This window comes from Pseudoalteromonas sp. UBA6610 (genome assembly GCF_002433295.1).
Classification (GTDB): domain Bacteria; phylum Pseudomonadota; class Gammaproteobacteria; order Enterobacterales; family Alteromonadaceae; genus Pseudoalteromonas; species Pseudoalteromonas atlantica.
The window spans coordinates 31,771-48,360 of sequence record NZ_DJHW01000104.1 but is presented as its reverse complement, the minus strand read 5'-3'; the positions used below and the strand labels follow the sequence as shown (position 1 = coordinate 48,360).

10 protein-coding genes are annotated in these 16,590 nt (G+C 43.1%); all 10 read right to left on the bottom strand.

The features are described 5' to 3' along the window. Position 1: 1 nt before the first annotated feature. The 10 genes from tldD to B4F91_RS13995 all read right to left on the bottom strand — a co-directional run bounded on the left by tldD (position 2) and on the right by B4F91_RS13995 (position 16,552). Positions 2–1,441, bottom strand: a complete 1,440-nt coding sequence (gene tldD / locus B4F91_RS14040) for a metalloprotease TldD (RefSeq protein ID WP_024032486.1) — start codon at positions 1,439–1,441, stop codon at positions 2–4. After that, the gene (locus tag B4F91_RS14035) at positions 1,438–2,265 is read right to left on the bottom strand and encodes a carbon-nitrogen hydrolase family protein (protein ID WP_286938846.1); all 828 of its coding nucleotides are present in this window, start codon (positions 2,263–2,265) and stop codon (positions 1,438–1,440) included. Before B4F91_RS14035 ends, tldD begins: the two co-directional genes overlap by 4 nt. Then, on the bottom strand, positions 2,262–6,119 hold the full coding sequence (locus B4F91_RS14030; protein WP_286938847.1) for a YhdP family protein: 3,858 nt from the start codon (positions 6,117–6,119) through the stop codon (positions 2,262–2,264). The genes B4F91_RS14035 and B4F91_RS14030 overlap by 4 nt, the downstream gene beginning before the upstream one ends. After that, a complete protein-coding gene (gene rng, locus B4F91_RS14025) occupies positions 6,119–7,591 on the bottom strand; it encodes a ribonuclease G (protein WP_004585759.1) in 1,473 nt (490 codons plus the stop codon). Before rng ends, B4F91_RS14030 begins: the two co-directional genes overlap by 1 nt. Position 7,592: 1 nt before the next feature. Then, positions 7,593–8,162, bottom strand: a complete 570-nt coding sequence (locus tag B4F91_RS14020) for a Maf family protein (RefSeq protein WP_024032489.1) — start codon at positions 8,160–8,162, stop codon at positions 7,593–7,595. Then, positions 8,162–8,641, bottom strand: coding sequence for a rod shape-determining protein MreD (mreD, locus tag B4F91_RS14015; RefSeq protein ID WP_004585757.1), 480 nt, complete (start codon positions 8,639–8,641; stop codon positions 8,162–8,164). The genes B4F91_RS14020 and mreD overlap by 1 nt, the downstream gene beginning before the upstream one ends. Further along, positions 8,634–9,476, bottom strand: coding sequence for a rod shape-determining protein MreC (mreC, locus tag B4F91_RS14010; protein ID WP_024032490.1), 843 nt, complete (start codon positions 9,474–9,476; stop codon positions 8,634–8,636). Before mreC ends, mreD begins: the two co-directional genes overlap by 8 nt. Beyond that, on the bottom strand, positions 9,476–10,519 hold the full coding sequence (locus B4F91_RS14005) for a rod shape-determining protein (protein ID WP_002958401.1): 1,044 nt from the start codon (positions 10,517–10,519) through the stop codon (positions 9,476–9,478). Before B4F91_RS14005 ends, mreC begins: the two co-directional genes overlap by 1 nt. Before the next feature lie 136 nt (positions 10,520–10,655). After that, a complete protein-coding gene (locus B4F91_RS14000; protein ID WP_286937754.1) occupies positions 10,656–12,695 on the bottom strand; it encodes an SUMF1/EgtB/PvdO family nonheme iron enzyme in 2,040 nt (679 codons plus the stop codon). A 176-nt stretch (positions 12,696–12,871) separates the two neighbouring features. Next, positions 12,872–16,552, bottom strand: a complete 3,681-nt coding sequence (locus tag B4F91_RS13995; protein WP_288635898.1) for an H-type lectin domain-containing protein — start codon at positions 16,550–16,552, stop codon at positions 12,872–12,874. Positions 16,553–16,590 lie beyond the last annotated feature (38 nt).

Genomic DNA, 16,590 nt, shown 5'->3' with positions numbered 1-16,590 from the left:
TTTATGCGGTACCACCTACTGTAAGTTGGTCTATTTTAAGGCTTGGTTGACCTACCCCTACAGGAACGCTTTGGCCATCTTTACCGCAGACACCTACGCCTTTATCAAGGGCTAAATCGTTGCCTACCATAGAAATATGCTGCATCACCTCTGGACCATTGCCAATCAGTGTTGCACCTTTAATTGGCTGGGTAATTTTACCGTTTTCAATTAAATACGCCTCTGATGCGCTAAATACAAACTTACCTGAAGTAATATCTACTTGGCCGCCACCAAAGTTTGGTGCAAATACCCCTTTTTTAACTGAGCTTATAATATCGGCTTGGCTATGCTCGCCCCCTAACATGTAGGTGTTGGTCATACGCGGCATAGGTAAATGCGCATACGACTCACGACGTGCATTACCCGTTGGGTTTACACCCATTAAACGCGCATTGAGCTTATCTTGCATGTAGCCTTTTAAAATACCGTTTTCGATAAGTACGTTATAAGCTGCAGGTGTGCCTTCATCGTCAACGTTAAGTGAACCACGGCGATCGGCCATGGTGCCATCATCAACTACTGTACACAGCTCAGATGCTACTTTTTGCCCCACTTTACCGCTGAATGCCGAAGCTCCTTTACGGTTAAAGTCGCCTTCAAGGCCATGGCCTACCGCTTCGTGTAAAAGCACGCCAGGCCAGCCATTGCCAAGTACAACTTCCATCGTACCTGCTGGTGCATCAATTGCCTCTAAGTTTACTTTAGCTTGGCGTACTGCTTCTTCGGCAAAGCCCATCCAACGTGGCTTGCCTTCAACTAGTTCTTTAAAGTAACCATAATCTAAGCGTGCGCCGCCCCCTGCACCACCGCGTTCACGGCGGCCATTTTTTTCAAGTAAAACGGAGCAGTTTAAACGAATAAGCGGGCGTATATCGGTAGCAAACGTGCCATCGCTGGCAGCAATTAATACCTCTTCGTATACAGCCGACATTGAACTAATTACTTGCTCAGCATCAGGGGCGAGTTCGCGTATGTAGTTTTCAAGCTCACGCAATAAACTCACTTTATCGCTGTCACTCATGCTTGATATTGGCTGATGCGGGGCAAATTGCTCTTTTGCTTTCACATCGCTAAATACTTTAATGGTTTTATCTTCGCCTGCATCGGCAATGCTACGAGCTGCCGTTGCGGCTTTGTTTAACGCTTCAAGGTTAATGGCATCAGAGTAAGAAAACCCTGTTTTTTCACCACTAACGGCACGCACACCTACTCCGCGCTCAACATTGTAAGAGCCTTCTTTTACTAAGCCGTCTTCAAGCACCCATGACTCATGATGGCTTGATTGAAAATATAAATCGGCGTAATCCACTTTATGCTGATGAATATACCCAAGCGTTTTTTCGAGTTCTTCTCGATTTAGCTGGCTGTCGTGTAATAAATGCTGTTCAACCGAATTCATAATAAATGCTCTCTAAATCGTTGATGAGATTGCACGGGCATATCTCTTCTAATTTTATTTAACTGGTTTAGGTCGGCGTAACCGCTTATAGACCCTACCCCACTTTCAAGCGTTGCTATTTGCTCGCCCCACGGTGAAATAATAATACTGTGGCCGTATGTTTGGCGGCCATTTTGATGCGTTCCATACTGCGCAGCTGCAATAACGTAACATTGCGTTTCTATTGCGCGTGCTTTTAATAAGGGTTGCCAATGTGCTTGCCCTGTAGGGAGTGTAAAAGCACTGGGCACTAAAATTATTTCAGCCCCTTGGCGCGTAAGTGCGCTAAATAATCCGCTAAAGCGCAAATCATAACATACTGTTAAGCCAATTTTACCAAACGGTGTAGCAACAACCACCACATCATCGCCTGCCTGAGTAAAGTCTGACTCTCGATAGCTGGCGGTTTTATCGGCCACATCAACATCAAATAAATGCATTTTATTATACGTGGCTACGCATTCACCTTGGCTATTAAATAAGTGCGAGGCCGCAAAGTATTTATTATTTTTGTGTGGCTCAGGGATGGTGCCCGCATTTAACCAAATATTATGCTTTTTACACAATGCACTTAATTGCTGCTTGTAGTGAGTAATACGTTTAGCAACCGCTAGCGTATCATCGCCACTTTTACTAAATACTAAAAACGCCTCGGGTAAACATACAAGCATTGGCCTGGCTGCGGGGAGTTTATTTAACGCCTCGCCAAGGGTTGCCATGTTTTCGTCGGGGTTGGTGCCTGAGCACATTTGCAAAGCAATTATATTGGCGTTTAGCGTACTCATTGTGTTGCTGTTACCACGGCATCTTTAAGTGTGAGTGTACTGGCCGCTTGCGGCTGATTTTGCGCAGCTTGCGGTAAGGTAACTTCTTTACTTTTACGCTCAAGCTCTTGTACCACAGGGTCATTCATTTTGCCGGTTACTTTAAAGTTAATTTCGGAGATCACCCTTGCTGAGTGAATAACCTTATCAAGCGCTAAAGCGGCAAGCCCTGTGACGGGATTAACCATCCAAGCCACTATAACCGGAATACTAGATGTTACTTGCGGTGCCACAGCTAAATCGTAATCTATTTCAAGGGTGTTTAAATTAGCATAGCCGTTAATCGTTAAATCGGCTGGCACGCCATCCATTTTGGTATCTTTTGTGTAGGCTATACCTTTATCTAGCTGCATAGAGCCTTTTAAGCTGTTGTAAAAAAAGCCTTTTGAAAATACATCTCTAAAATCGAGTTTTAATTTACGCACTAGCGAGTCAAGGCTAAGTAGCGAAAATACACGTGCCCCACCATCACTTATTTCAGCAATGTGGCCTTCGCCTAAATCCCACTTAACTTCACCGCCCAAACTAGGTATATCAAAGTCATACGGGGCGCCTTGCCAAGCAAGGTTGTAGTTAATATCGGCTTTTGAATCTTTTATGGCGGTGGTGATATCAAATTCATCAAATAGCGCGCCTATATCGTCACTTTTAAGTTCACCATTAAATTGCGTAAAGCCACCTTGCCATTGCCCTTTGGTACGTAAAATATGGTCGCCCTTATCAACCACAAGCTCAGAAATAGTAAGCTTGTCGCCTTCACCGACCAGCGAAGCGCTCACTTTATCAAGCTGATAACTTGCCACTTTACAATCTGCACATTTAAATTCAATGGCAGGTACTGTGTTAAGCCACGCTAGGTTTTGCTCTGGCAGTACATCGGTGATCTCAAGATCTTCTTCTACTTTAGGTGCAAAGTTAAGTCTTAAGTAATCGCTATTTATACGTATCGGCTGGCTTGGCTGAGAGCTGGGAATAAACACGTCAGCACGCAGCTCTTTGGCATTAAGCTTTAAATATAAGTCGTTTTGCTGGGGCGCTAAGCGCATTTCAAAATCGTTAAAAATAATGTCGCTAGCATTAACCTTGTCAATATGCGCAACCACTTCATTTAATGGCGGCATAATACCCTCAGCCTGCTGGTCTGGCTTAGCTTGAGCGGCTTTAATTATTTGGTCTATTAATCCAAACCATGCTTCTAGTTGCGTTTGTTCAAGGTTAATATTAACGCTTAAATCTTTTTGATTTAGCCCTAAATCTTGCTCAGCAAGTACAATATGCATATTACTAAATTGCGGCTGACCGTTTTCTAAAATCGCATTAAAATATAGCTGCTGATTAGCATTAGCCGTAATAAGATTTGAAATATCATCGCCTTGCACTATGCCCGTTAACGGCCAAACCTGTTCACTTGTTTTGCCATAGGGCGCTGGTAGCGTGCTCGTCAAGCCACGTAGCTCAGAGCTAACCTGAGCGCGGTAATTAAATCCTTGCTCAGTAAAATTAAGTGCAAGGCCTATATCAACTTCACTTTGCCCACTCAGGTACCCTTTCAGTACACCTTGCGCCTGGGTTGTTAGTGTATCTGCATTTAGTAACGCCGTTATATCAATATTAGCGGTGTACTGCTGTGCTTCGCTTGCACTATTATAGTTAATGCTAAGCGGCATACCCAACCATGTAGCGCTGGCGTTTTGCATGCTAATTGTATCGTTTTCAAAGCTGAGCTCGCCGCTTAGTTTTTCAAGCGCAATGCCAGGGGCTGCAATATAAACAGGTAAATCGTTTAGCTTTACTTTGCCGTTTACACTGGCTCCACCTTTAAATTTAGAGCCAATTAAAAGAGTTACGCTTGCATCGGCTAGACCTTTACCTTGCACCACTTCAAAAATATTGGCCAGTGGGTTTGCAATCGGGGTGGCTGCAAAAAAGTCATGCAGTTTTTCCATTTGCGCGCGTTTATCTATTTGTACAATGAGTTCATCAGCGTGCATTAAATCGGCAATACTCACTTGCACGCTATCGCCTACTTCTAAATTAACTAACTGGCCTTGCTGGCTATAAATATCCATTCGCTCGTTGGCAAAATGCAGCTGCACATTAGCGTTAGTTACTGCCGGCCAATTGGAGTCAAACGCGTATGTTGCGTTGTCTATTTGCGCGAGTACATCAAATTGGCCGCTGCCATCGGTGAAAGGAAAACCTGAAAGCGGACCTGCAAATAATACTTGCGCCTTAGCTACTTCGCCCCCTTTTATTGCACCGTTTAAGTAGCTTACAAGTTGAGGGCTCATTGCCTTTAACGGAAAGTAGTGCCCAGCTACTGTGGCATCCTCTGCATAGGCTTCTGCGTATAGATCTAAGCGAGGATCGTCGCTAAGGCTTACATTTAGCTCAGCCGCTAAGGTAACTTCGTTATTATCAAACCAAATATTATTACTGCTTACATTCCAGTAATTATCTGTTTTTGCTAAATCCAGATCGATATTAATTTGGTTGTAATCAATATTTTTACTGAAGCTGTTGCCGGTTATTAAAGTCCCGTTTTCGCCAAATAGCTGCACTCGCCCGCGCTGCTGATTTATAAGCCCCGAGACTCTAAGCGCCTGCGCTGCAGGAATACCAGACACTTCTTGCCAGCCAATATTATTAGCTGAAAACCATAACTGCCATTGCTCATCTGGATTAAGTTCTAGGTAGGCTTGATCGATAAAACCACTTGGTTTGCGGTTTAAAAGTGGCTGTAATGCTTCAAAGTTAGTTAACGACGCCAAGTTACTCAGTAAAGAAAGATCAACCTGCTGCAGCCACACTTTATTGTGCTTACCTAAGTTTGCCTCAAATTCTAGACTTGGCCAGGTTGTGTCGTTATTACTAAATGTTAGGCCCGTGCTTTTTAAGTGCCAAGCGTTTGCCTCAGGAAATAAATGAAATCCCCCTTCGCTTAAGCTTACTTGTTTAGCTTGTTGGTTGTTTTGCCAGTGCACAAAGCTAGGTAACCACTGCATTTTTACATCGCTGATAAAGCCATTTTCGAGCTTAAGCCAAGACTTTAAGTTTATGTCTGTGTAAAGCTGTTGTTTTTCAGTATTAATATACTGCGCCAGCCAATTAGACACATCTACGCTATTTGCTTGTACGTAAATATCACCCGCTATTTGCTCTATAGTTTTGCCACTAAGCGCGATACGTGCGTCAAAGCTACCCACACTAATGCCGGGCAAGGCGAGGCTGCCGCTTCCTAAATGCTGTTCATCTTGGTTTTGCCATACTATGTTTTCGAGTAATAGCTTGCGCTCTCTACCGTCTTCTAAAATGAAATTAATACTCGAATTTTCAATAGCAAAATGCCCTGTATCTCCTAAAAATAGCTCTTCAATTAGCTCTTTTTGTTCAAACGAGACATCATCGTTATTGCTGTTATTAAATAAATTTTGAATATTTACACTGGTATGAAAGCCATTAATAACAAAGTAATTAGACTTTAACTGAAAGGCTTTAATGCTCTCCCATAGGTTAAGCTCTAAGCTTGTTTTGGCAATAGTAAGCGATATAGGCGCAGTTTCGTTATCCTTAAAGGAGAGATCTTCTAATACCAAGGCAGGGCCGGCGCCATGCCAACTGGCAGAGATTGCGCCTATAGAAAGACTAATGGCAAATTTATCGTGCAGGTAGGTTTCTATATCGCCTTTATAGTCGTTTGCATAAGGTAAGGTGTACTTTAAAATAGAAACAATCACGGCCAGTAATACTAAAATTATGGCGCAGGTTTGCCATAACTTTCTAAAACAAAAAAAACAGACCGCTTTCGTTTTCATTACATCATTACCACATCAAACTGCTCTTGGCTGTATAGGCTCTCTGTTTGAATATTGACCTGTTTTCCAATAAATAGTTCAAGTTCGGCAAGGTTATGATACTCATCATTGAGTAAGGCTTCGCTTACTGCAGGCGCCGCATACACCATGAATTTATCGGCATCGTAGGCACGATTAACGCGTACTATTTCGCGCAGTATTTCATAGCATACAGTTTCGACTGTTTTTTGTGAGCCACGTCCAGAGCAAGCCGGACACACATCACACAAAATATGCTCAAGGCTTTCGCGGGTGCGCTTACGGGTCATTTCTACTAAGCCTAATGCGCTTAAGCCGTTTATGTTGGCTTTTGCACGGTCTTTAGATAGTGCTGACTCTAGAGAATGTAATACTCTGCGTTTATGATCTTCGCTGATCATATCGATAAAATCGATAATAATAATACCGCCTAGGTTACGCAGGCGTAGCTGCCTAGCAATGGCTGATGTGGCTTCCACATTGGTATTAAAAATGGTTTCTTCTAAATTACGATGCCCTACAAATGCACCTGTATTCACATCAACTGTGGTCATCGCTTCGGTTTGGTCAATAATTAAATAGCCGCCCGACTTAAGCGTGACTTTACGATGCAGTGCTTTTTGAATTTCGGTTTCAACGTCAAATAAGTCAAAAATTGGGCGCTCACCTGGGTAATACTCAAGTGCCTGCGAAAGCAAAGGCACAAACTCTTCAGTAAACAGCTTTAGCTCTTGATAGGTTAGCTTAGAGTCAACTCTAATGCGCTCCATATCTTCACCTACGTAGTCGCGCAGGGTTCTAAATGCAAGCGTTAAGTCTTCGTGTAATATACTGGCTTTATTGGTTTTTTTACGACGTGATACAATTTTTTGCCATAGTTTTCGTAAAAATTCAGCATCGTGTCTTAGCTCCGCTTCGCTAGCGCCCTCTGCCGCTGTACGAACAATAAAACTGCCATTATCGTCGCCGTATTCTGCCACTATTTTTTTAAGTCGCGCACGCTCTTCTTCGGTTTCAATACGCTGACTAACACCTACATGCGTAGCGTCTGGCATAAACACTAAATAGCGAGAAGGAATAGTGATATCGGTAGTAAGCCTTGCTCCTTTAGTGCCTAGTGGGTCTTTAACCACTTGCACCATAATGTACTGGCCTTGGCGTACTAGCTCACGTATGTCTTGTACTTTTTTAATCGGCTCGTCGTCTACACCCTCAACTATTGAGGCGCTATTGACTATGTCTGATGCATGTAAAAAAGCGGCTTTTTCTAGGCCTATATCTACAAAGGCTGCTTGCATGCCTGGCAGTACGCGGCTTATTTTTCCTAAGTAAATATTGCCTACAATACCTAGGTTGCCTATACGCTCTAGTTGAATTTCTTGTAATACACCGTTTTCGATTAGGGCAACACGGCTTTCACTTGGCGTGACATTTATTAGTAATTCTGTACTCATGTTACCTTCTTAGGAATGCTTGTAATAATTGTTCGGTCTCGTATAAAGGTAAGCCTACAACAGCAAAATAGCTACCCGCAATGTGTGTAACAAAGCGACCACCTAAGCCTTGAATGCCATAACCACCGGCTTTATCCTGTGGCTCGTTTGACTCCCAATAGCTATTTATCTCTTCATCGCTGAGGGTTTTAAAGGTCACATCGGTACTCACCACACAACTTAGTACATCTGTTTGTGTAGCAAAAGCAACGGCAGTAAGCACTTGATGTGTATTACCAGATAAACGTTTAAGTGTTGTTATAAAATCGTTTTTATCGCGTGGTTTACCCAACGATTCGTTATCAATAACAACCACAGTATCGCTACCAAGCACTGGGCGGTCTGTGTAACCAAGCGCTACGCCTGTTTGCGCTTTTAAGCGGGCTAAGCGCTCAACCAATGCATGAGGCTGCTCGTTTGCAAGTGGGGTTTCATCTGCATCTACACTGAACTGTTCAAACTCAATGCCTAACTGACTCAACAACTCTTTACGTCGCGGGGAGGCTGATGCCAAATATACTGCGGTTGTCATTACCTGATCCTAAAATGTCTACGGTATTTGCGAAGAAGTAAAAAGACCCAAAACCAGCTGACCATACCGGTCGCCACTGGCCACAGGTATTGTGGATTAAAATAAACACCTAATAAAAAGTGATTTAACCAAAATTGCATTAGGTGATACAAGGTTAAAAATAAGCCCACTAATAAGCTTTGCTGCCAAAGCGAAAAGTTACGTATTTTTTGAAAGTTACTTGCGGTCACAAATATACAAATAGAATACGTGAGTGAGTTAACTCCTAATGGCGAGCCTAAGGCTAAGTCCATGAGTAGGCCAACAACCCACGCGGTACCAATATTTAATCTATGCGGCACTGCCAGCGACCAGTACATTAATACCAGTAACACCCAATCAGGTCTGAAGGGCTCAAACGAAAAAGGCAGTGGCATTAATGCCATAATTAAAGCAAAAAAGATGCTTAGGGCAATTAACAATGAATAACGATTAATCATCGCTGATTTGCTCCTGTTGATTGCGCCATAAAATAACCAACAAACGAATACGGTCTAGCTGTGCAATAGGCTCTGCAAATACTTGAGCAAATGGGCGCCCTTCATCGCGGTTTATTTCGGTGACAACAGCCACCGGATAACCTTCAGGAAACGTACCGCCAAGCCCTGAGGTCACAAGTACATCGCCAATGCGCACATCAAGGCTATGAGGTACATGCGAAAGCTTAACAACGTTAATTTTACCTATGCCTTCGACTACCGTGCGTACGTCGTTTCGTAGTATACGTACCGGCGTAGCATGGGTTGTGTCGGTCATTAGTAGCACGCGCGATGTGGTAGAGCCTACTTTTGTTAATTGGCCAACAACCCCCATTTCATCAATTACGGCTTGGCCTTCGCTTAGGCCGTCGGTGGTACCGCGGTTAATAACCACTTGATGACTATAAGGGTTTGAATGTACAGAAAGTACTTGGGCTATTTTTTTACGATTAGATTGCTTAGCCGATGAGCCAAGTAAAGCGCGTAGCTTTTGGTTTTCGCGGGCTAAAAATTGGTATTGCTGCAATTGCTCGCTTTGTAGCATTTGTTTCTTTTTCAGCGCTTCGTTTTCACTCAGTAACTGATCGCGGGTATGCAGGCTTTTAGCACCTAAGCTAAATATTTCGTAAGGTAGGTTGGCAACGTAAATTAATGGGCTGACAAGTGTATTGAGGCTTGTACGTACAACCGTGCCGCCTTGTGTAAACTTATCGCCCGCAATGAGCACTATGCTCAAAAGCACTGCGACAAAAAGTCGCAGTTGCAAAGAGATGGTTTGTCCAAACAGTAATTTCATTAATCGTAACTAAAAACGTCACCACCATGAACATCAATCATTTCAAGTGCTTTACCGCCGCCACGTGCTACACACGTAAGTGGATCATCGGCAACAACCACAGGAATGCCTGTTTCTTCCATTAATAAACGATCTAAATCTTTTAATAGTGCACCACCGCCAGTCAGAACCATACCGTGAGCTGAAATATCCGATGCAAGCTCAGGTGGAGACTGCTCAAGTGCAACCATTACGGCACTTACAATGCCCATTAGCGGCTCTTGGAGTGCTTCTAAAATTTCGTGCGAGTTAAGTGTAAATGAGCGAGGAACACCTTCGGCTAAGTTACGACCGCGTACTTCAATTTCAATTGGTTCGTCAGTTTTAAAAGCAGAGCCAATTTGATGCTTAATATTTTCAGCCGTTGCTTCACCAATTAGGCTACCAAAGTTACGGCGTACATAATTAATAATGGCTTCATCAAATTTATCGCCACCAATACGCACAGACGATGAGTAAACAACACCGTTTAGTGAAATAATAGCAACTTCGGTAGTACCACCACCAATATCAACAACCATAGAACCGGTTGCTTCTGATACTGGTAGCCCAGCACCAATTGCTGCGGCCATTGGCTCTTCAATTAGGTACACTTCGCGCGCGCCGGCACCCATTGCTGATTCGCGGATTGCACGCTTTTCTACTTGGGTTGCACCACACGGTACACAAATAAGTACACGCGGGCTTGGGCGCATAAAGTTATTGTTGTGCACTTGTTTTATAAAGTGTTGTAACATTTTTTCGGTTACATAAAAGTCGGCTATTACGCCATCTTTCATTGGGCGAATCGCTTTAATATTACCCGGTGTACGCCCTAGCATTTGTTTTGCTTCTGTACCCACAGAAGCAACACTTTTAGGTCCACCAGCGCGTTCTTGACGAATAGCTACAACTGAAGGTTCGTTAAGTACAATACCTTCTTCTTTTACATAGATAAGGGTATTGGCTGTACCCAAGTCGATCGATAGATCGTTTGAAAAAATACCACGGAGTTTTTTAAACATGAGGCTGGATGACCTTTGAAATACGTTCTTATGTTAGCTGCACTCACTTTAACATGCCTAATTAGATGAGCAATATAAAGCGCAACTACCTTTGTTAATTTGTGAAAAAAGGAAGCTAGGCTTCCTTGGTTAAATGCTATCGTTCGCGGACTAAGCGAAAGCCAATGTAGTTAGATCTAAAATCTGGCGCTAAAATTAATCGTGTTGAAGCACGTGCAAGGCTTGGTGCAAAGTTCCACGCCCCGCCTCTTACTGCAACATCAGATTCGCCCGACTCTTTAGCTGTCCATTCCCACACATTGCCTACGGTGTCATATAACCCAAATGCGTTAGGAGAAAAAGAACCCACCGGTGCTGCACGTTTGTTTGACCATTCGCTACCACACCAACCACAGTTAGCTAAATTTTTACCTATTTCGTTACCCCAAGGGTATTCTGTTTCTGTACCTGCGCGAGCGGCGTATTCCCATTCAACTTCATTAGGTAAACGGTACTGCTGGCCGGTTTCGCCAGAGAGCCATTCGGCGTACGCTTTCGCGTCGTTAAATGTTAAACACACAGCAGGAAAATCGCTGCTTTGCTCAAAACCTGGGTTACGCCAGTTTAAATTAGCTTCCCATACGGGTTCGCCATTTAAATAATAAGCACACCCTTTGCTTTGCTCTGCTTGTGTTTTATACCCAGTACTTGCTACAAACGCTTCGTAGGCACCTACGGTAACCTCTTTGGTTTGCATAGCAAATGAGCTGGCTATCACTTTTTCAATAACCGGGCGTTCATTTGCTAAACCATTGCCGTTAATATCGCCCATCTTAAATTTACCGGCGGGCACAACTACAACATTATTTTGTACATCAGCAGAGCGATTAGTGCTTGCTGTACGACTTACAGGTTTTGGTTGCTCGCGAGTGTAAGCCGGTGCAGCAATCGACTCAGACTTTTTTACTAAGTTAGCATGAATAGTCTGTGCTTTGGTTAAATCAACTCTTACTTTGTAAGGCTTATAACCTAATTTACGTATTTCTACGTTATGCACACCACGCGGTAAACGCGTAACTAAACGCGTAGAGCCAAAGCTCACCCCATCAATAAACACTTCATCATCGTAAACATTTGAACGTAAAGTCAGCTCAACTTGCTGATTTTTCTCTTTATTTATAATTGATGGATAGTTTTTTTTTGTAGGTGCAGCTTTCACTGAATAATCGCGCACTGGCTGATTGTTCATTCGCGATACAGACACAGTGTCGGTATTATCCGCGGCGTTGCTGAATGTTAACTGACTATCAGAGTAGGTTGTACCGTAACCAGGCTGATACGCTGTCGCGAGTGGCGAGCCATATTCAGAACAATAACGGTTATCTACGTTTAATAAGTTACATAGGCGGCTGCTGTTTACTTCGCCGCGCATGGTTACGCTTAAGTTAACGTTGTAATTGCCTTGTCCGCTAAATGCACTGTTAACTACATGGCTACTTAAAATTTGTACTTGTGCGCCTGCCATGTTGCGTTTTGGTTCAACAATTCGCTCTTCTGTTAAATTAGCAAATATTTGATCAACAAAGCGCTTAGTGGCTTTTTGTAAACCCATTTGCTGGCCGCGTTGCTCACAGGCTGCGAGCGTTTCGGTACGCTTACAGTTAATTGTGTGGTTTACTTCAAGTGTACCTTCGCGGGTAAACTCATTACGTAAACGCTCTACTCGGGCTGTAGTTAATTGCTCTTTTAAGCTTTCTAAGGTGTTTAAAAGCGTATGTTTTGCAACACGAATTTGCTCTATATCTTTACGATGAGATGCAATTGCCGCCAACTGCATTGAGATGTCGTCTTTATTTTGCTTATGATCAACCACGGCTTTTTGATAGCGCGATTGGGCAGCACTAATATCAAGCGTAGGATCGTCAATTAAGCGGCGATACATTTCGTTCATCGCATCAAGTGATTGGTTTTTCTCTTTATCAAGCTCTGTAGAGCGAGAACGAAGTAGTTCAAGTTGGTTTTGTAACTGACTTTCTTCTTTTAAGTGTTTTTCAAGTATTTGTGTCGAGTTATCGTATTCTGTTTGTTTAATACTAATCTCTGATTCAATTCCGGTTACTGTTGCTGTGTCTTGTGCAAATGCACTACTAGCTAACAAACTAGCGGAAATTAACAGAGATAAAGGAGCAATTCGCATATATTCCAGTCCCAAAAAGCGGCAATTATTTGGTCGTTATTATTGTTTATTAGAGTGTACTCACTTTTGAAAGCTGAACATTTTTCAACCATCAAAAATCAATACACCCAATGCCTTATGCTATGTACTTGAAGCACAAAACACAAGCTTTGTTCAATTATTATCTTAGTTTACAACTATTCTCTTGTTTCACGCCAGTAAATAACCCGATCATTTCCTCTAAAGCGACCAAATTGCAAAATAGCATGGGGATCTTGCTGTGAATTATCACCAAGCCAATCCCACTTTAACCAATTTTCTGTTTCGTATTCTAATGTAAATGTACCACTGCCATTTGGTATTGCATAAATAGCATTGTTTGTAGGGTAGCTGCCTTCCTCTAATGAACCCGCTGCGCCTGCACCATACTCATAGCTTAATATTGGCGTTGATGGCGATATTTGGGATAACTGCGGATGCTCAAATACACTGCAGTTATCTTCGGTATTTAATACAAAGCCTGCTCCATCAAAGTACTGAGCCTGCATAGGCACACGTAATGAGTCTAAATCTGAGCCGGCATTGTTGCCTAGCACTAAGCGTCCAAAGCGAAAGTCTATTGGCACATCATTTAAACGCACGCTATTGCAATCAGTGCTGCAGCTCGCTTGCGTACTCGGCTCATCGTTGGCATCAATTAACGTAGCCCCTTCTGTATTAGTGACGGTGGCCATAAGATTAACCATAGTAAATGGGCCGTCGGGGTTATTTATAGCCAAGCGCGTTAACATGGCTGTGCTGTCGCTCATTTGCCACTGTCCATCGGCTAGAGTGTTCCAACTGTTGCTACTTATATTGGCTAACCTGCTGGTTAGCGTGGTTGCTGGTACATAATTACCAGCTTGATTGTTTTCGGCATTTATTTGTACTTGGGCTTTTTCAAAGCCTTGTTTGTAATTAGCCATTAGCTGGTTGTTATGATTAAGTGCTTGTACCGTAAAACCAAGCTCAAAGGGCTGATCTAAATAGGTTAAATTACTGCCTAACTGTGTACATTGCGCAGCAGCTTGAACACCTAATACTTGATAGTGCGATGGAGCAAACCGCCCTACGTTGTTTAGCTGCCCTTTTACATCGCCCACACCAAAATAATCGCCATCTTGTAAACCCGCAAATACGTTTATAATACCCACTTGGTCATAAGCGTACTGCGATATGGATTCACTCAAGCTTCCCGTATCTGTAAAGGCAAGGGTACTTAGCGCTTCAATTTGCCCCTCATTCCCAGAGCCGGGTAATACTAAGCTATGTGTTACTAAAGGAGACTCGCTAATGAAGTGTTTGGCAATGGGATTGCTATGAATAGCGCTATAGTTATCAGGTATCCCATCGTTGTTATTGTCTTGCCCTGCACGCCACTGTACTGCATTCATTTTTAAATCAAATGACTCACCCGTTAATCTAAATAAACTATCGCTTGCTGTTTGAGCATAGCCATCACTTGCAACTTGCATCGCTAATCCAAAGGGCTTAACTACATATTCGTTAGAACTGCCGGTTAAGCTTACTGATAAATTAGTTACTGGGTCTAATACAATTGTTGCCCGTGCATTTAAACTTAATTTAGCGGCATCAGGGTAGTTAATAGCAATAGGGGCTTTTGAGTCTTGATCAAAGGTGAGCGAAAAAGTTTGATATGCTTGCTGCACGCTATACGTATTCGCATTATTACTAAGTTGTATTGGATCTGAACACGTAGCGCCGGTACTGCAGGTATAAGCTAAATCTAAATCAACTTGACCACCTGCAGGGAATGCGGCTTCGCATACGCCTGTTGTGGTATTTGTTTTAACCGCTTGAATGGATAGCTCGGCGGCATTAAAACCCTCGTTAGAGAGCTTACCAGATAATTGAGTGGGGATACTCGCTGTATTGGCTGTGTCGTTATTAAAAATAAACCCTGCATCAGAAAAAACCACTTTGCACCCGCCCAGCCCTACGTTATTACCATTAATATAACAACGCAGCGGTGCAGATGGGTCGGCGGTATTATAGCCAAGTGTGACGGTGCCTGTGGTACGCTTTGCAAGCGCTACTGTGGCAGAGCCTGTAAAGGTAACAATTTCACCGTTTACCCAGCTTTGCTGGCCACTGTTATCTGGAGACAGGTCAAGTGCGGAAGGCTCATCGTACAGTAAATCACATGCATCGTTTGCACAGGCGGTTAATGTCATTTCTTTTGCTTGGCAGGTTAAGCCTTGGTTATCACTTAATGATATGCGGTAGTGATCAAGCAAAACCGGCGTAAAAATACCGCAAAATCCAGGAATACTCTCTGGCACTGTTAACGCATCAAACGTAGAGCTGCCCTCGGTTATTACTTGTGTTGCAGCGGTTATAGAGCCATGGTATGTGACATTTTGAGCAATTCTTACCTCCCCCGTTGCGACAATATATGCAGCAATATTTGCATCGGCCGCAATGGCAACATCACCATCGACATATATAGCTAAATACGCCCCTTCTTCAACCGCAATATTCGTTTTGCCTATGTTCAAAAATGCGCTAGCAATTAGCGACGATGTATCTTTTAAAAAGATACGGGTGGGCGCTGTTACCTTATACTCATCTTCCAATAAGTTAAGTGCTAGTTCGTCATAAAAATAATCGCCAGCTAACGATACAGGCACATCACCGGTAGAGCTTCCATCGTTTGTGACCGTGGGTACTTGCGCAGCTTGATTTGGCTCAAGGGAGTTATACCCTGTGGCTACACAGCCTTGGCCATTACACAAGGGTGGGTTGGTGAGTGCAGTTGATATTAAATTAGTGGTGGTAATAAATTGTGCATTGCTATCGGTTATTTCCACACCTTGAACAAGCTGCACTTGTCCATCATTGTAGGTAGAAATAGCGCCAGGAAATAAAGTATCGCAATCTAAAATATCGCCATTAAATACAAACGTACTGGTCATGGCCAATATAGAGGCTTCTTCTTTTACGTGGTTACGCTCTCTGTCGCCATCACGGTCTTCATCAACCACCAGCCCTAACCGATCCGCTCTTAAATTACAGCTGCGCAGCCACCCACCGTCTTCTTCAAGTCGGGAATTTTTACTTGCCACCACCAGCGGTGCCTCACTAAAGTTATTGTTAAAATTAAAGTAGTTACACCCATCATTCCAACCATCAACTTCGAATCCTGTAAAAAAGGTCTCCCAGGACACTTCTACCCCATTGTCATCGGTAAAGGTGCGATTACTGCCAGGCTCTACAGCCATGTAGGCCACCGTTTCAGTTTGAATAACACCTAATGCGGTTTCTGAGGCCTCTAACGCTATATTTACCCCGCTTGTAGATAAGGAACCACTTTGCACTGCAATGGTTAAAAAAGGCACAAGCGCTTGAGACGGCGGGTTACTATCTAAACTATTTAGTGTTTGTAACGAATGAAAAAAGTTAGGCCTTACGGCAAACGGTTTATTAAAAGTCAGTGATTTGTAACCTTTAGGCGTGATGGGGGCAAACCCCGACTTATCACCGTATTGTAGTTCAAGGCGTAAGTCGGTGTTTCCGACTTCCATAATGGTCCCATCAGGAAATTCATGCACTCCATATTCTACCGCTAAATAGTGCGCGCCCATGGTTATATGCTCGCCATCTTCTCCTGATGGCTCAAGTGGCAATGCTTCAAACCCTGTGGTTGTTACATTGCGTATTCTCACTATAGCGGGGTTACCGCCTTGATTAGTGGACAACATAAATACCGCAGGAGGGGTTATGTATTGCTGCTGAAAATTTATTTTTGTCCATATGGGTGAAGTGTACGTGTCTTGTAGCTCTATAAATCGCCCTTCAATTTTAGGCGGTACAGCCATAGCACATCGGCTTAGTAGCAAACTTATTAAACATAAAA